Raw genomic sequence first — 18,819 nt, 5'->3', positions numbered from 1 at the left:
ATTCTTTTAAGCCCAAATATGAATTTAGATGGTTTAATTTTTTTAATTATTGCCATTATATTTGGTCCAGCAATTCTATTAACTATTGTTGGGTTTGCCATACTCAAAAAAAACAAAAAAGCAGCAAAAGTGCTGTTTATTCTTGCTGCCGTATACGTAATAATAAGCCTGGGCATTTGCGGCAGCATGATGATGTAATCATATTCAGTAATCCATTAGTTTTTATTAGGCTTAACAGCTTTAAACTTCACTAAATTCCTCTATATTTGCAAATTAAATCTAGGTATAGATTCACTTATGAAGCACATCAGAAATTTTTGCATCATTGCACATATAGATCATGGTAAGAGTACGCTTGCAGATCGTTTATTAGATTACACTGGCTCTGTAACTGCCAGAGAAAAGCAAGACCAATTGCTGGATAGTATGGATTTGGAACGCGAACGTGGTATTACTATTAAATCGCACGCTATTCAAATGGATTATGAGTATAATGGCGAACAATATGTTTTAAATTTAATAGACACCCCAGGTCACGTAGATTTTTCTTATGAAGTGTCACGTTCTATTGCTGCCTGCGAAGGCGCACTATTAATTGTTGATGCTGCACAAAGTATACAAGCTCAAACCATTTCTAATTTATATTTAGCTTTAGAAAACGATTTAGAAATTATTCCAGTTCTTAATAAAGTTGATTTACCAAGCGCTAACCCAGAAGAAGTTACCGACGATATTGTTGACCTCTTAGGCTGTGACCCAGAAGAGGTTATTCATGCCAGTGGAAAAACAGGCTTTGGTGTCGATAATATTTTAGCTGCTATTATTGAGCGTGTTCCAGCACCAGAAGGTGATCCTAATGCACCTTTACAAGCTTTAATTTTTGATTCGGTTTATAACACATTTAGAGGAATAGAAACTTATTTTCGTGTTTTTAATGGCGAAATTAAAAAAGGGCAAAAAATTAAATTCGTAGCCACAGATAAAGAGTACTTTGCTGATGAAGTTGGAACTTTAAAACTAAATCAAGTTGCAAAACAAAGCGTAAAAGCTGGCGATGTTGGCTATTTAATTACTGGCATAAAAACCGCTAAAGAAGTTAAGGTTGGTGATACCATTACCGATTTTGCTAAACCGACAACCAATATTGTTGAAGGTTTTGAAGATGTGAAGCCAATGGTTTTTGCTGGTATTTATCCAGTGGATACTGAAGATTATGAAGAGCTACGTAACTCTATGGAAAAATTACAACTAAACGATGCTTCGTTAGTTTTTGCTCCAGAAAGTTCTGCAGCATTAGGTTTTGGTTTCCGTTGTGGGTTTCTAGGCATGCTTCACATGGAGATTATTCAAGAACGTTTAGAACGCGAGTTTGATATGACTGTTATTACAACAGTTCCCAATGTATCGTACCACGCATTCACTAATAAAAATCCTGATGAAGCTTTTATAGTAAACAACCCTTCCGATTTACCAGAGCCTTCAACCGTAAACCGAGTTGAAGAACCTTATATAAAAGCTACTATTATTACAAAAGCTGATTTTGTGGGCAATGTTATGTCGCTTTGTATTGAAAAACGTGGTATTATTACAAATCAAACCTATTTAACAACAGAGCGTGTTGAATTGACTTTTGAAATGCCTTTAGCAGAAATTGTTTTCGATTTTTATGATCGTTTAAAAACCGTTTCAAAAGGTTATGCTTCTTTTGATTATCATCCAATAGGTATGAAAGTATCAAAATTAGTGCGTTTAGATATTCTACTAAATGCATTACCTGTTGATGCGCTTTCTGCATTAATACATGCTGATAACGCCCAATCAATTGGTAAAAAGATGTGCGAAAAATTAAAAGAGCTTATTCCTCGCCAGCAATTTGATATACCAATTCAAGCAGCTATTGGTGCTAAAATTGTATCGCGCGAAACTATTAAAGCACTTCGTAAAGATGTAACTGCAAAATGTTACGGTGGTGATATTTCTCGTAAACGTAAGTTGCTTGAGAAACAGAAAAAAGGTAAAAAGCGTATGCGACAAGTAGGTAATGTTGAAATTCCACAGCAAGCATTTATGGCGGTTTTAAAGTTGAATGATTAGATTATTGTTCCAACCATTTTCTAAAATCTGAAGTTGTTGAAGAGCTTGTCATTGCTTTTTCTTTAACACCAGTCATGGTAATGAGTAGCCGGTTTTTAAAATGATTTTCTATATTTTCGATATAATCAATACTAACAATTTCGCTTCTGTTTATTTTAAAGAATTTGCTGGGTTGTAATTGTTGATGAATGGTTCCTAGGTTTTGAGAAATAGTATGCCGTTTTCCTTTAAAATCTGTTGCAATACAAAAATCTCCCGATGCTTCAATAGCGCTTATATCAGAAACATTTAATAGCTGAATACCTTTGGTTTTTTTTATTACAAATCGTTTTTTATAGTTATTATGTTCTTCTTTTATCGCCGATTTTAACTCAGAAATAGTTTGTTGATTTAAGGTGTTGTAATCTCCTTGTTTAAATAACGATTGATACTTTTCTATAGCCTTTTTAAAATCTGATTGTGTATATGGTTTTAAAATATAAGCAATCCCATTTGTGTTGAAAGCCTGGAATAAATACTCATCGTGAGCCGAACAAAAAATGATTGGAGATTCGATAGAAATATCGCTATACAAATCGAACGATATACCGTCTAATAATTGAATATCTGATAAAATAAAGTCATATTTATTTTGTTGAAGCAATGCTTTTCCGTCTCTATTTGAACGTGCCCAATCATGAGGTATTTTGTCCTCAAAATAATCATTTACAAAAGAAACTAATTTATTATACGCAGGTATTTCGTCCTCTAATATTAAAATTTTCATCGTATTAGTTTTCATCAATTAACTTAATAATTGGAATTGAAATGTTAAACTCTTTATCTGTATTAATAATAATCATTTCTTTATCCGAAAGCAGCTTGTATCTGGCTTTTAAGTTTTCTAATCCTGTACCAAAAGACTCGTTTTTAGAATGAATACTCGACTTTGTATTTGTTACTTTTAGCAAAGTATCATCTATTAAAATAGTGGCTTTTATGGCGCTACTATTTTGTGGTTTATTGTGTTTTACTACATTTTCTAAAAGTGTTTGCAAGGCACCTGTTGGAATAAATTTATCTTCAATTGTGGTTTTTATATCTATTTTAAAATCGTAGTCGTTTTCAAAACGTGTTTTAATTAAAAATATATAATTTTCTGCCAACTCAATCTCTTCAGACAGCTCCATAACCTCAGCATCTTTTGTTTTAATTAAATAACGATAAATTAAAGACAACCTATTAATGTATTCTTTTGCTTTTTCAGTATTGCTATCTATTAAGGAATCTAAAGTGTTCAGGTTGTTAAACAAAAAGTGAGGATCTATTTGTGAACGTAATAGCTTGAGCTCATTTTCTTTTTGTTGTTTCTCTATCTTTAATAATTCGTTTTGCCCTTCATAGAATTTTTTGGTAAGCAATAATGCAAAAGGAAATGCCGTTTGCTGTGACCCTCGGTTTATCATTCTTAAAACAAAATCTAATCCTTTAGGGTATTTACTCCAATCATTTTCTCCAGACCAAAACCCAACGGTATACTCAATTGCTGTGAAAAAAATTATTGAAAATACACCAAGCAAAATAAATAAAAGGTATTTTTTTTCGTTTACAAATTTTGGAATCAACCAAAAAACAAACAAAAAAATGGTAGCACATATAGTGATTAATTCTGTTGGAAAATCTAATATATACTCTTTTAACATTGCTCCTCTATCATAGTAATCTTTGCCTTGAATAGCATAGGATACTGCAAAGTAAACGGCTAAAATAATAAAGTCTGATTTGTTAAGTTTTTTATTCATGGCTTGTTATTAAAACAAATGTATTGAGAAATTAATTATTATCATCAATTCTATTTTCTTCATCTCTAGATGAGTTTCTTCTGCTTTTCTTTTTACCAAATTTAGAGCCAAAACTATATGCTAATCTTAATTGTACATTTTGCCTTGATCCATTGCTTTCAATATCCGCGTTAATATTATCATAGTTTACGGTTCCTACAAAACCTCTATTTAACACCTTGCTAATGCCTAAATTTACTTTTAGTTTATCGTCTAAAAACTTTCTTCCAAAAGAGAACTCTAAATTTCCAATCCAACCTACATCTATTTGCCCTTCTAAAGCACCAGACCCAAAGTAACTAGACATTTCAGCATTAATTTTCCATGGTAATTCATAGCTAGCTTGTGTGTACCAACCGTAATTCCATTTTGATAATTTTAGTTGAGGGTTTAAATCGTTTGATTGAAATACATTATAATCAACAATAAAACCTGTAAATCCTTCTAAACCTTTAATAAAATCTAATGGTCCAAACAATCTAAAATTCCAATTTTTTCTTTCTGATAAATTAATTGTAGAACGACTAACTTGTGCGGTAGCATCATCTTGCGAAATAAATTGAAATAAATCATCTTTAGTCTCGCTATAAGCTATGGTGAAAAATGGTTGTCTATCAAAAGTTAAATTAAACTGATAATTATTAGTAAACGATGGTCTTAAATTAGGGTTTCCAACTTCAGATGTAAGTGGGTCGTAAAATTGCACAAACGAATTAAGGCTATTATAAGATGGTCTTCTAATACGGTAACTATAGGCTACATTAGCTCCTAAATTCTCGTTTATTTTTCTACTAATAGAGGCGCTAGGGAAAAGTTTTGATATTTTTCTTGATCTGCTATCGTTTGCATTTGTTGAAACACCTTCTGTATCACTATCTTCATAACGCAAGCCTCCAGAAAAAGACCACTTTCCAAAATTGGCATTTAGTTTTGAGTATACAGCAAAAATAGTTTCATCTATTAAAAACCTATTACTGTTATTAGCTTGAAAATCGAAGTTATTAGTAGTAGCGTTTTGGGTAAATGATTTTAAATCGCTATCTGTATTTACAACAGAGTATTTACTACCAAAACTTAACTTTATGTCGTCTGAAAACATTCTAGAATAATCTACTTTATACGTTTTTATTGTAAATTTTCCGTCTTGTAAGTAGCGTTGATTTGTAATAGGTACCGTGTTTCCTGAAGCGGCATAAACATTATCAATATTGTCATTGGTAAAATTTACATAATTAAAATCTGCTACTAATTTGTGTGCATCAGATTTAAACTCATAATACGGGTTAACGCTTATGGTGTTTCTATCTCTATCAAATGAGTTTTCAGAAACTAATTTTTCAGTAGTGCTAGAAGAAATAATATCTGTGCTACTTTTAGATATTCTATTTGATGTTGAATTATTGTAACGTATTCCAAAACCAATGGTGTGCTTATCGCTTATATAATAATCTAAACTTCCGCCTAGCCTAAAGCTTTTAGGGTTATAAGGCTCAATAGTGGCTTGGTTATAAGTGTCTGCACCAACAGTTCTTTTAATAAATAAATCATCTCTCCATGTTAAGCTAGCATAACCCGCACTGGCTTGCCAATTTAATTTGTTTTTATAACTCGCAACAGATGCACTAGTGCCAGATTCAAAGCCTTCGTCTTCACCAAACCAAGTTGCTATATTTCCATGTGTTCCAAGCTTTACGTTTTTCTTTAAAATAATATTAATTATTGGTCCAGAACCTTCGGCATCAAATTCTGCACCTGGTTGCTCAACCAGTTCTACTCTTGCAATATTATCTGCTGGTAAATCTTGTAAAAGCGTTGTTATGTCCATGTAGCTTGTAGTCTTACCATTTATCAAAATTCTAACATCGCTTCTCCCTGCAAAATTAATTCCGTTATTTGTTACAAAAATACCAGGAACACGTTTTATAACATCCTTTAAATTAGAGTTAATCATTTCAGATTTTTCTAAATCTACTACCAATTTTTCTGCAGTTTGCCTTATTACCGGGCGTTTGCTTTTAACAACAACTTCATTTAACATTTGCGATTCTTCCTTTAAAACAAAGTCTAAATTTTTGCTACCTAACAATTCAAAGGTTTCAGATTTTTTAGTTTCGAAGCCTAACGTGGAAACTTCAATGTAATATTTACCTTTTAAAAGATCTTTAAAAATATAAGAGCCTTTTTCATCAGAAATAACACCCGTTATAACCTCATTTGATTCGGCATTGTATAACACAACATTTGCAAATTCTAAAGATTGACTGTTTTCGTCTGTAATTTTTCCAGAGATATTCTGCGAAAAGCTTAGCGCTATACTAAAAAGAATAAAGAAATAACTTAGTGATTTAAATTTCATAACTGTTCGTTTTAAATTGATGAGGTAAATGTATCCTCATTCCTTTTTTTATTAAAACAGTTTCTGATGAATTGGGTTAAAAAAGGGTTGAATTAATACTTTAATTCTATAAAACAAAATGACATTTAGCAGCAAACGATTAAACCAATCTTAATGTAAAAGCGTTTTTATTAAAACAAAGTCCATAATTCAATTGCATAATTACGATTTTATCAACCTTTTTGTTATTAACATCAAATTTTTACTAATATTATTAATCAATCAGGTAAAAGACTGCATTTTCTTCAAAAATTGAGTTTCAATAAAAATGTAAAGTATAATTTTGTATGTTTATTAAAACGCATAAAATATAAATGAAAATTATTCATCTAAGTGCAGAATGCTACCCAATTGCTAAAGTTGGCGGACTTGCAGATGTTGTAGGTGCTTTACCAAAATACCAAAATAATTCTGACATTTCTTCTCAGGTTATTATGCCTTTTTATGATATAAAATTTACTAAAGAAAACACCTTTTCTTCAGTATTTGAAGCTGTGTTGACTTTAGGTGAGAAAACATATAAATATCGCATTCTAACTTTAAAGAGTAAATCATTAGATTTTGATATCTTTTTTGTTGATGTACCCGATTTAATTTTTAAAGAGTATGTTTATTCTTTTGATGACACTGAGCGTTTTTTAGCTTTTCAAATCGCTGCCCTAGATTGGATGCTCACATGGGAAAAACTACCAGGTATAATTCATTGTCATGATCATCATACAGGGTTAGTACCATTTATGCTTCAAGAAAGTTTTAAATATAAAGCTTTTAGAAAAACACCAAACATTTTAACTATCCATAATGCTCAATACCAAGGATGGTTTTCACATGATAAAGTAAACTTAATACCTGCTTTTAATTTTAATAACGTTGGTTTATTAGATTGGGGCGGTACAATTAACCCGTTGGCGGCAGCCATAAAATGTGCTTGGAGAGTGACTACCGTGTCGCCTAGTTATATGGAAGAAATGAAAGTATCTGCTAATGGTTTAGAAAGCTTGCTATCTAGCGAAAGTGATAAATGTGTTGGTATTTTAAATGGTATAGACTGGAAAGTTTGGAATCCTGAAACTGACAATTATATAGAAAAAACCTACAACGAAAAAACCATTGTTTCTGGCAAAAAAGCTAATAAAAAACAATTATGCGATACGTTTAATCTAGATATTAACAAGCCACTTTTTGCATTTATAGGGCGTTTAGTTGGCGAGAAAGGGTCTGATTTATTTCCAGAAGCTTTTAAAGTTGCATTACAAAACCCAAATATTTCCATTCTACTTTTAGGTTCAGGAAACAAAGAAACAGAAGAACAACTAGAAACTTTGAAAAAAGATTTTGGTGGACAATACAATGCCTTTATTGGTTATGATGAAAAACTGTCGCATATTATCTACGCAGGAGCAGATTTTCTTTTAATGCCTTCGCGGGTTGAGCCCTGTGGCCTAAATCAAATGTATGCTTTACGCTACGGCACCATACCTATTGTGCGAAGTATTGGTGGTTTAAAAGATACGGTTACAGACATCTCTGAAGAAAATGGTTTTGGTATTTGTCATGACAACGTTACGGTCTCAGAAATAACTGATGCCATTGAAAGAGGTGCCAGTCTTTATGAGAATCAAACCAAGTTCAAAAAAATAAGAACGCAAATTATGAAGATAGACCATTCGTGGGATGCTTCTGCAAAACAATACATCAATTTATATAAATCTATAAACTAAGAACTATGATTAACAACAGTGTTTTAGCCATAATACTAGGAGGAGGCCAAGGCTCCAGATTACATCCGTTAACAGAGCAAAGATCAAAACCAGCGGTTCCTATTGCTGGAAAATATAGGTTAGTTGATATCCCCATATCAAACTGTATTAATTCGGATATAAAACGTATGTATGTATTAACTCAGTTTAATTCTGCGTCGTTAAATAGGCATATAAAAAACACATATCACTTTAGTTTTTTTAGCTCAGCTTTTGTTGATGTTCTTGCAGCAGAACAAACACCGGACAATAAAGGTTGGTTTCAAGGCACTGCTGATGCAGTTCGTCAAAGCATGCATCATTTTGTAAGACATGAATTTGATTATGTTTTAATTCTTTCTGGTGATCAATTATATCAAATGGATTATGCAGAAATGATTAATGCTCATGTAAAAAGTAAAGCTAAAATATCTATTGCTACCATTCCTGTTAATGCTAAAGATGCCACTTCTTTTGGGATATTAAAATCTGATGATAAAAATGTAATTACCTCTTTTATTGAAAAACCAGATGCTAGCTTATTGCCAGATTGGACATCAGATGTTAGTGATGATATGAAATCTCAAGGGCGTAATTATTTAGCCTCAATGGGTATTTATATTTTTAATAGAGATTTATTGATAAAGTTGATGAAAGACGATTCAACCATTGATTTTGGTAAAGAAATTATTCCTCAAAATATTGAAAAACATAAAACACTTAGTTATCAATATGAAGGCTATTGGACAGACATTGGAACTATTGACTCCTTTTTTGAAGCTAATTTAAGGCTAACCAAAGACATTCCTGATTTTGACCTTTACGATAAGAAAAAACGAATTTATACTAGAGCCAGAATGCTACCAACTACCAAAATAGCAGGAACTATACTAGATGAAACTGTTATTGCTGAAGGCTGTATTATTAGTGCTGGTAAAATTGAAAAGTCTGTTATTGGTATTAGATCCAGAATTGGAGATGAATCTACAGTAATTAAAACCTATATGATGGGTAACGACTATTATCAACCTCTAAGCGATGTAGAAAATTCTAATATAAGTACACTTGGTATTGGAGCTAGGTGTTTTATAAAAAATGCCATCTTAGATAAAAATTGCTGTATTGGTGATGATGTAAGAATAAATGGAGGGAGGCACCTTGAGGATACCGAAACTGAAACTTATGCTGTAAGAGATGGTATTGTAGTAATTAAAAAAAATGCAGTTATTCCTAACGGAACTGTAATTTAATATATGACAAACACAATTGTTCACAGTCTTTTTACCGATTTTGACATAAGTCTTTTTAAAGCAGGTAAGCACTACCGCTTATACGAAAAATTTGGTTCGCATCCATTAACTGTTTATGGTATTGAAGGCACTTATTTTGCAGTATGGGCACCTAGTGCAAAGCAAGTATCAGTAATAGGTGACTTTAATTATTGGAATGGTGAAAACCACCAACTTAATGTGAGATGGGATTCCTCAGGTATTTGGGAAGGCTTTATTCCTCATGTTGGCAAAGGCAATCTTTATAAATATAAAATTCATTCTAACAATAACGGGTACATTTCTGAAAAAGCTGATCCTTATGCTAGACGCTGTGAACATCCCCCAAAAACAGCATCAATAGTTTGGGACGACACCTATAAATGGAAAGACACCAAATGGATGAAGAAGCGTAAAAAACACAACGCTTTAGATGCGCCTTACTCCGTTTACGAAGTTCATTTAGGATCATGGAAAAAACAAATAGAAGAAAACCGTTTTTTATCTTATTTTGAATTAGCCGATGATTTAGTAAATTACGTTAAGGATATGAATTTTACTCATGTAGAACTCATGCCTATTATGGAGTTTCCATACGATCCTTCTTGGGGTTATCAATTAACAGGTTATTTTGCACCTACATCTCGATTTGGTTATCCTGAAGAGTTTAAATATTTAGTAGATAAATTACATCAAAACGATATAGGTATTATTTTAGACTGGGTGCCATCACACTTTCCTGAAGATGCTCATGGATTAGGCTTTTTTGACGGCTCTGCTTTGTACGAACACCCAGACAAAAGAAAAGGTTACCACCAAGATTGGAAAAGCTTAATTTTTAATTATGGCCGAAACGAAGTAAAATCCTTTTTAATAAGCAACGCCGTTTTTTGGCTCGAACAATATCATGCTGATGGATTACGAGTAGATGCTGTAGCGTCTATGTTGTTTTTAGATTATTCGCGCGAGGACGGTGAGTGGGAGCCTAATGAGTTTGGAGGAAGAGAAAATCTTGAAGCTATTGCGTTTCTAAAAGAATTAAACGAAGAAGTTTACAGGTCATTTCCAGATGTGCAAACCATAGCTGAAGAATCAACTGCATTTCCTGGAGTTTCTAAACCTGTATTTTTAGGAGGCTTAGGGTTTGGTATGAAATGGATGATGGGTTGGATGCATGATACCTTAGAGTATTTTTCAAAAGATCCTATTTACAGAAAGTATCATCAAAACGATATTACTTTTAGTTTAGCCTACGCTTTTACCGAAAATTTTATGCTCCCTCTTTCTCATGATGAGGTTGTGTATGGCAAAAATTCTATTTTAGGAAGGATGCCAGGAGACGAGTGGCAACGCTTTGCTAATCTTCGCCTTTTATACTGCTACATGTTTACTCACCCAGGCACAAAATTATTGTTTATGGGTGGCGAATTTGCACAATATAACGAATGGAATTTTCAAGAAAGTTTAGATTGGAATTTATTGGAGTTTGAACCTCATAAAAACTTTCAGGATTTTTTCAAATCGCTAAATAGCTTATATAAATCTACCCCTGCTTTATACGAAAAAGGGTTTAGTAATGATGGGTTTGAATGGATAAGTTATGATGATCATGAAAACTGTGTAATGTCTTACATTCGAAAAGGAAAAAAGACTGAAGACAATGTTGTTGTTGTTTGTAATTTAGCTCCTACTATTAGAGAAAACTATCGTATAGGAATACCTTCAAAAGGAAAATTAAAAGAGGTTTTTAATAGTGATACTAAAACATTTGGAGGAAGTGGTGTTGTTAATAAGAACCAAATAACAATAAAGAAAACACCTTGGAACGGAAAAGATTATTCAGCAGAAATTACATTACCCCCATTAGCTGTTACCATTTTTAAAATTAAGCAATAAAAAATATTAAATTATATAGCTGATATATTGCATTTTATACAATTATCTTTATGTTTTTTTAATAAATAGTAACCGCTCAATACTGCTATTTTTACTATTTTCGTCGATTAATTAAATTGCTAATCATTTATGATTTTAAATACTGAACTAGAATACAAAGGAAACCTGTTTCCCTCAAATATAATAGATTACAAAAAAGATGTAGATGTACTACATTTTTCAACCTCAAACAATATCATTCTTCAACTTACTGTTTTAAGAGATAGTGTACTTCGGTTTCGATATACTACCGTAGGAAAGTTTAATAAAGATTTTTCTTATGCTATCGATGAAAAAGCTAGTAGAGGTTATAATCATTTAGAAATCTCCGATGATAAAGAAAAATACATTATCACAACATCAAAACTCATTTGTCATATTTTTAAAACAGATTTAAGAAAATCTATATTTGATGCTAAAGACAATACTATAATTTGTGAAGACGAATTAGGCTTCCATTGGGAAGAAAGTTATGAGCTAGGTGGTGATATTGTTAAAATGAGTAAAGCGGCTCAAAACGGAGAAAGCTATTATGGGCTAGGAGACAAACCAAATCATTTAAACTTAAAAGGAAAGCGATTTGAAAATTGGGCAACAGATTCTTATGCCTACGGGAAAGACACTGACCCTATTTACAAAGCCATTCCGTTTTATACGGGGTTACACAACAATAAGTCATACGGTATCTTTTTTGATAATACTTTCAAAACCTACTTTGATTTTTGTCAAGAAAGAAGAAACGTAACTAGTTTTTGGGCGCAAGGAGGCGAAATGAATTACTATTTCATTTATGGTCCAAAAATGCAAGATGTGGTAACTAGCTATACCGACTTAACAGGAACACCAGAATTACCGCCATTATGGGCCTTAGGTTATCATCAATGTAAATGGAGTTACTACCCAGAATCAAATGTAAAAGAAGTCACTGCAAAATTTAGAGAGTTAAAAATTCCTTGTGATGCTATTTATTTAGATATTGATTATATGGAAGGTTTTCGCTGTTTCACTTGGAGCAAGGACTACTTTCCAAATCCAAAACGCATGGTAAAAGAACTTGCTGATGATGGGTTTAAAACAGTAGTTATTATCGATCCAGGAATTAAGATTGATATGGATTATGATGTGTTTCGTGAAGGCTTAGAAAAAGATTATTTCTGTAAACGTGCAGATGGCCCTTACATGAAAGGTAAGGTTTGGCCTGGGGAGTGTTACTTTCCAGATTTTACAAGACCAGAAGTAAGAGCATGGTGGGCTGGTTTATTTAAAGAGCTTATAGAAGAGATTGGCGTAAAAGGTGTTTGGAACGATATGAATGAACCTGCGGTAATGGATGTTCCTGGAAAAACATTTCCTTCTGACGTAAGACACGATTACGACGGAAATCCTTGTAGTCACCAAAAAGCACACAATATTTATGGGATGCAAATGGCACGCGCCACATACCATGGGTTGAAAAAGTTTAATTACCCTAAACGTCCATTTGTTATTACACGATCTGCGTATTCTGGTACACAACGCTATACATCTACTTGGATGGGCGATAATGTTGCTACTTGGGAGCATTTACAAATTGCTAACATTCAAGCTCAACGATTAGCACTATCTGGATTCTCTTTTGCTGGATCTGATATTGGTGGGTTTGCTGAGCAGCCTAACGGCGAATTGTATGCGCGCTGGATTCAGCTTGGTGTTTTCCATCCGTTTTGTAGAACACATTCGTCTGGTGATCATGGCGACCAAGAACCTTGGGCTTTTGATGAAGAAATAACTAATGTAGTACGTAAGTTTATTGAAATTAGATATCAGTTATTACCATACTTATATACTTCATTTTATCAGTATTCACAAGATAATGTTCCAATGCTAAAATCGTTGGTATTATTTGACCAAGAAGACTCTCAAACACATTATAGAACAGATGAGTTTATTTGTGGGAATCAACTTTTAATTTGCCCTATAAACGAACCAAATGCTAAAGGAAGACGCATGTATATTCCTAAGGGGGACTGGTATAATTTCTGGACTAATAATATGGTTTCTGGCGGTAAAGAAACTTGGGTTGATGCCGATATAGATAGTATGCCAATTTTTATAAAAGCCGGTGCTATTATACCAAAATACCCAGTACAACAATATGTGGGCGAAAAAATAATTGAAGAGTTAACTTTAGATGTGTATTATAAAAATGGTAAAGAAGACTCTGAACTATATGAAGATGCTGATGATGGCTACGATTATACCAAAGGGCGCTATAGTTTGAAAAAATTTAACTTAGCAGGGTCAGACGATAAGTTAATTATTAGAATTCACAAAAGAGGAAAATATGTGACCTCTTATAATACATTCAAAATTAATTTAATTGGATTGCCTTTTAAGGTAAAGTCTATAAAAGTGGATAACGAATATGTTGATTTAAAAGATGTTAAGTTTAATGGTGATAACTCCCTTATTATCTCTAAAGAGTTTACAAATCTTCAAATAAAAGGATAGTTTTTATAAACACCTAAACCATAAAGCTCTTTAAAAATAAGCTTAAAGGGCTTTATACTTTTTCTACATCAAACGGTTTTCCCAAATATATTAATTGGAAACCCTCTTTTATGGTATTTACCTCTAAATTATAAGACGAGATAATATGTAACTCTCCACCATTGTCTTTAATAAATAAAGGAATGATATCCTTGTCTTCATTGGTTTTTTTAATTAAGCTTTCATAATGTGCTTTATCTTGCATCTCAATTTCTTGAATTGAAGGATACTTTTTAGTTAATTCTGTTAAAGAGTTAAAATCATCTGTATGAGAAAACAAACCTTCTTTAGGATTATTGTTTTCATCCAACATTTCTTCTGTACTAACCAACCTAAAAGAACCATTCTCTCCAAACTGCTTACCAAATTTATTAATAGCATATTTATTTATATCGGAATTACCCGTTAGAGCCATTAAATAACCTACATCATTTAGTTCAATGTTATCCATTAATGTATCAGAATAAATATTATTACTCATAGCTTCTAAACCGAGCTCTTTAGCTATTTCGATGTTGCTTTCGTTGCTGTCAATAAGTACCACATGCCTTCCGTTTGTTTCAAGATAATGCCCTATTAACCTTGATACTTTTGAGGCTCCAATAATTAAAATGCCTTCGGATTTTGTTAAAAAAACCCCTACTATTTTAGCAAACAAACGGGCTGTAGTAGCGTTTAATAAAACGGTTCCTAAAACTATCATAAAAACCAAAGGTGTAATATATTCAGCTCCTTCAATCCCATCCTTTAATAATTTACTTCCAAACAAGGAAGCTATTCCGGCAGCAACTATTCCTCGTGGTCCAACCCAACTAATAAATAATTTTTCATTCAGCTTTAAATTAGACCCGAGCGTACTTAAAAAAACAGCCAAAGGCCTAATAACAAAAACAACCACTGCAAAAAGAATGGCGGTTTTCCAAGTATAAAGCAACATTAAATCTTCAATATTAATATTTGCTGCCAGCAAAATAAATAAAATAGAAATTAACAAAACACTTAGAGATTCTTTAAAATAAAGAAGTTCTTTTAAATTTTCTAATTTACTATTACCTAAAACCATGCCCATTACTACTACTGCTAAAAGTCCAGATTCGTGTGCAAAAATTTCAGACTCAACAAAAACTAATAATACTGTTGACAGCGATACCACATTTAATAAATAATGAGGAATAAGTTTTTTATTAACAGCAAAAGCTAAAGCGTGAGCAAAAGTAAACCCAAACGTTGTTCCAAAAAGAATAATTTTACCAAACTCCATTAAAGCTGTTTTAGTAAAACCCCTGTCACCACCAACGCTAATAAATTCGAACACCAATACAGCAACCAAAGCCCCTATAGGGTCTATTAAAATACCTTCCCATTTTAATACTGCAGATACATCTTTTTTAAGCGGAATATTTCTTAAAATTGGTGTTATTACAGTTGGGCCAGTAACAATAATAAGTCCGGAAAATAAAAATGACAACTCCCAGCTTAAATTAAAAATAAAATGCGCTAAAATACCAGCTCCAAAAAAAGTAATAGCCGAACCCAATGTAATTAGCTTTGTAATTACTGGACCAACATTTTTAATTTCAGATCGCTTTAGGGTTAACCCTCCTTCAAACAAAATAATACTAATAGCAAGCGATACAAAATAATATAGTCCTTCTCCAGGAAAAAGCCCTTTTTTTCCATTCCAAATAGGTTCAATCCATTTCCCACCATCATCGCTTAAATATTCGGCGGCTATAGGTCCAACTAGTAGTCCTATTAAAATTAAAGGTAAAATGGCAGGGATTTTAAATTTCCATGCAACCCATTGGGCAAGTATTCCTAAAATAATAATTCCAGCAAGTTCTAACATCGGCAACTTATTTTTAAAAAACACTAATTTAAGTAAAACTGATGATTTAAAGTTTTCAAAAAATGTTATCTTTCAACTTTGACTAAAATTTGACTAAAAAATAATATAAAGCCTGTGGCATTAAAGCCTTTTAGAAGTATTGGAATTGGGGTGGCTTATTCTCCCAACTTAAAAGCAAATCTCTTTGAAGCAGCTAGGTTAGCTGTTTTTTTTCAATCAAAATTATTCTTAATTCATGTTGGTGAAAGCTCTGAGGATAAAACAACAATGCTTAAAGTTATTCTTAAAAGTTTTGAAAAAGAGGATTTAGATTACGAAGTGGTTTTTAAAACTGGCAATCCAGTTGATGTTATTTTATCAACTTCAGAAGAAAAAAAAATAGACCTTTTGGTTCTTGGTGCGGTACAACGTGAGCGGTTTTTAAAATATTATGTTGGCTCAATAGCCCGAAAGATTACACGTGAAGCTAAATGTTCTGTTTTATTATTAATTAAACCTTCGGTTGAACGCATTGCTTGTGAGCATATTGTTGTAAACGGGTTGAAAGACCCAAAAACTGAGCAAACCATAAAAACTGCTTTTTATGTTGCGAAAAAACTAAGCTCAGAAAAAATAACTATTGTTGAAGAAATTAAACAAGATCAAATTTCTGTAAAAGTAGATGATGACAAATCTTTAAGACGTGCTAACATTATAAAAGAGCGTATTAGACACCGAGAGAACGCTAGAATTAAAGAAATAATTAGTCATATCCCTTCAACATACACCAATAATAAAACAATAAAACTACAACCAATTTTTGGAAAAAAGGGGTATTCCATTGGGCACTATGCGCAAATTTCGCGTGCCGATTTATTGGTAATGAATGCACCTTCAAAAATGACGTTTTGGGATCGCTTATTTCCGCACGATATTGAACATATTTTAACCGAATTACCAACCGATGTTTTAATACTACAATGAGCCCGAAAAAAAACAAAATAAAAGATTTTTTTAAGGCTTTACCTAAAAATATATTTTCTGGGTTTGTGGTTAGTCTTATTGCATTGCCTTTAGGATTAGGGCTTGCCATGGCAAGTGATGCGCCTCCAATTGCAGGTATTATTGCAGCAATAGTTGGTGGTATTGTTGTTTCTATTTTAGGAGGTAGCCATGTTACCATTGCTGGTCCTGGAAATGGTTTGGTTGGTGTGCTTTTAGTAGCTATTTCAACTTTAGGTTTAGAAAATGCTTATATAGCCATTATTTTTTCGGGGCTGCTTTTAATGGGGCTTGGTTTTTTTAGAATGGGTACCCTTGCAGATTTTTTTCCTTCGTCTGCTATTCAGGGCATGCTTGCCGCTATTGGTCTTATTATTTTAGGAAAGCAATTCCATATAATGCTAGCTCATAAAATACAACGAGAAGATACTGTTGATTACCTTTTTGAAATTCCTTTTTCTATTAACGATGCTATACATTATGAGAATAAGGGTTTGATTTTTGCAGCTTTGGCTGGGGTAATCAGTTTAGCTATCATGCTATTTTACTCAAAAATTAGAAATAAGTATTTACAGCTTATTCCTGCACCCATGTGGATTGTTATTTTATCTATTGGGTTTAGTTATTATTTCGAGCTGGGTTTACACCAACCAAACCCTATTTCAAAGGAATATATGATTTCAGGTATTCCATCTATTCAGAATATAATTGCAGATATTCCAATTCCAAATTTCAACAATATATGGACCCTATCATTTTGGGGAAGTGTTTTAGCATTAACTCTTATTTCTAGCATAGAGTCTCTTTTAAGTATTAAAGCTGTTGACAAGCTAGACCCTGAAAAAAGGCGTTCAAATGTTAACAAAGACCTTAAAGCTTTAGGGTTAGCTACTGTTGGAAGTGGGTTTTTGGGTGGTTTAAATGTAGTAACCGTTATAGCCCGTAGTTCTGTAAATGTAAATAATGGGGCAAGTAATAGATCATCAAACTTTTTCCATGCCACTTTTTTAGTGCTCTTTATTGTTTTATTTAGCACACAACTTACTAGAATCCCATTGCCTGCCTTAATGGCTATATTAGTTTATACAGGTTATAAATTGGCATCGCCTAGTGTAATTACAAAGATATTCTCCATAGGCAAAGAACAGTTAATCATTTTTTTTGTCACCTTAATTGTTACTTTAAAAATTGGATTAATTACAGGTATAATTGCTGGTGTAATTGCTACTTTAATTATTCATATAGTAATAAATAAAAGCTTTGGTTTGTTCTTTAGAAATCTTTTGAAGCCAAATGTTTTAATGTTTAAAGAGGCAAGCGATGAAAACAATTTTTATGTAAGCGTTAAACATTTTTGCAGTTTTTTAAATTACTACAGGCTTAAAAAACAACTAGATGCCGTTCCTGAAAACGAAGATGTAATTGTAGATTTTTCTATGTGCGAGTTTGTAGATCATACTGTCATGGAAAACATGCATAGTTATCAAGAATTATTTAATAAACGTGGAGGACATTTTGATGTTATTGGGCTGGATATGCATGATACAGATTCTAAACACCCTTTTGCTTTAAGGCGTATGCTTCCTGTACCAAAAATTATAAAAAACAACTTAACTAGACGCCAAACCAATATGGAAAGTCTAGCTGAAGATTATAAATACAATTACAGTTCTAAAAAAGAAAAAGAGGTCTCTTTTCTGAACAATTTTCAATTTTTCAGCACCAAAAATGTTAATCATATTTACAACAAATTGTCTCACAAAGAAAGTGCTATTTGCATGTTTGATATTGAATTTTCCGAAGGTGAATTTATAGCTAAAGAGGTGGTTCGTTCAACGATGCTTTATATCGAATTAAATGATGACATTCCAAAGTTTACTTTAGATAAAGAAGGTTTTTTAGAAAAAGTATCGGCATTAGCAGGCTTTAAAGACATCGATATTGAAAACCATGATGATTTCTCCGATCGCTTTTATTTGCAAGGTGAAAACAAAATAGCCATTAGTAAATTTTTTAATGATGACGTAACACACTTTTTTGAAAGCAATCCATACTATCATGTAGAGTCTAATGGAAAAGCATTACTACTTTTTGGAAAAGAACGCTTGGCAAGTTTAAAAGAAATAAAGGCTTTATTTGGTTTTGGAAAACGACTTAAAGAAGTTATAATTTCTACTTAAATTATTGATTATAAGTCTTTTAAATAAAT

Annotated in this window: 12 protein-coding genes; 8 read left to right on the top strand and 4 right to left on the bottom strand. The window is 32.4% G+C overall.

Annotation, left to right across the window (positions count from 1 at the left end; translation table 11 throughout):
* Positions 1-18 precede the first annotated feature (18 nt).
* Complete coding sequence (locus M3P09_RS00680) at positions 19-198, top strand: hypothetical protein (RefSeq protein WP_249971658.1); 180 nt, start codon at positions 19-21, stop codon at positions 196-198.
* Positions 199-297: 99 nt separating this feature from the next.
* Positions 298-2,094 carry a translation elongation factor 4 gene (lepA, locus tag M3P09_RS00675; RefSeq protein WP_099565117.1) on the top strand — a complete coding sequence of 599 codons (1,797 nt, stop codon included), beginning with the start codon at positions 298-300 and terminating at the stop codon, positions 2,092-2,094.
* 1 nt (position 2,095) lies between these two features.
* On the opposite strand, the gene M3P09_RS00670 is transcribed toward lepA, so the two are convergent.
* The 3 genes from M3P09_RS00670 to M3P09_RS00660 are packed head-to-tail and all read right to left on the bottom strand — an operon-like array spanning position 2,096 to position 6,270.
* Positions 2,096-2,860: a LytR/AlgR family response regulator transcription factor gene (locus M3P09_RS00670; RefSeq protein ID WP_158231455.1), complete on the bottom strand. Its 765-nt coding sequence runs from the start codon at positions 2,858-2,860 to the stop codon at positions 2,096-2,098.
* 4 nt (positions 2,861-2,864) lie between these two features.
* Positions 2,865-3,875 carry a sensor histidine kinase gene (locus tag M3P09_RS00665; protein WP_249971657.1) on the bottom strand — a complete coding sequence of 337 codons (1,011 nt, stop codon included), beginning with the start codon at positions 3,873-3,875 and terminating at the stop codon, positions 2,865-2,867.
* Between the two features lie 31 nt (positions 3,876-3,906).
* Positions 3,907-6,270, bottom strand: a complete 2,364-nt coding sequence (locus M3P09_RS00660) for a TonB-dependent receptor (protein WP_249971656.1) — start codon at positions 6,268-6,270, stop codon at positions 3,907-3,909.
* A gap of 353 nt (positions 6,271-6,623) precedes the next feature.
* On the opposite strand from M3P09_RS00660, the gene M3P09_RS00655 reads away from it, so the two are divergent.
* The 4 genes from M3P09_RS00655 to M3P09_RS00640 all read left to right on the top strand — a co-directional run bounded on the left by M3P09_RS00655 (position 6,624) and on the right by M3P09_RS00640 (position 13,741).
* A complete protein-coding gene (locus M3P09_RS00655) occupies positions 6,624-8,030 on the top strand; it encodes a glycogen synthase (protein WP_249971655.1) in 1,407 nt (468 codons plus the stop codon).
* A 5-nt stretch (positions 8,031-8,035) separates the two neighbouring features.
* Positions 8,036-9,298 (top strand): glucose-1-phosphate adenylyltransferase, encoded by a 1,263-nt coding sequence (locus tag M3P09_RS00650; RefSeq protein ID WP_099565122.1) that lies wholly within the window; start codon positions 8,036-8,038, stop codon positions 9,296-9,298.
* A 3-nt stretch (positions 9,299-9,301) separates the two neighbouring features.
* Entirely contained in the window at positions 9,302-11,212 is a 1,911-nt protein-coding gene (gene glgB / locus M3P09_RS00645) for a 1,4-alpha-glucan branching protein GlgB (protein WP_249971654.1), read from the top strand.
* Between the two features lie 129 nt (positions 11,213-11,341).
* Positions 11,342-13,741 carry a glycoside hydrolase family 31 protein gene (locus M3P09_RS00640; protein WP_249971653.1) on the top strand — a complete coding sequence of 800 codons (2,400 nt, stop codon included), beginning with the start codon at positions 11,342-11,344 and terminating at the stop codon, positions 13,739-13,741.
* 52 nt (positions 13,742-13,793) lie between these two features.
* On the opposite strand, the gene M3P09_RS00635 is transcribed toward M3P09_RS00640, so the two are convergent.
* Positions 13,794-15,629, bottom strand: a complete 1,836-nt coding sequence (locus tag M3P09_RS00635; RefSeq protein ID WP_249971652.1) for a cation:proton antiporter — start codon at positions 15,627-15,629, stop codon at positions 13,794-13,796.
* A 114-nt stretch (positions 15,630-15,743) separates the two neighbouring features.
* On the opposite strand from M3P09_RS00635, the gene M3P09_RS00630 reads away from it, so the two are divergent.
* Positions 15,744-16,592, top strand: a complete 849-nt coding sequence (locus tag M3P09_RS00630) for a universal stress protein (RefSeq protein WP_099565126.1) — start codon at positions 15,744-15,746, stop codon at positions 16,590-16,592.
* Complete coding sequence (locus M3P09_RS00625; protein ID WP_249971651.1) at positions 16,589-18,790, top strand: SulP family inorganic anion transporter; 2,202 nt, start codon at positions 16,589-16,591, stop codon at positions 18,788-18,790. The genes M3P09_RS00630 and M3P09_RS00625 overlap by 4 nt, the downstream gene beginning before the upstream one ends.
* Positions 18,791-18,819 lie beyond the last annotated feature (29 nt).

This window comes from Jejuia spongiicola, from assembly GCF_023502325.1.
In the GTDB taxonomy this organism is placed as follows: Bacteria; Bacteroidota; Bacteroidia; order Flavobacteriales; family Flavobacteriaceae; genus Wocania_A; species Wocania_A spongiicola.
This window is presented reverse-complemented; position numbering and strand designations above follow the sequence as displayed.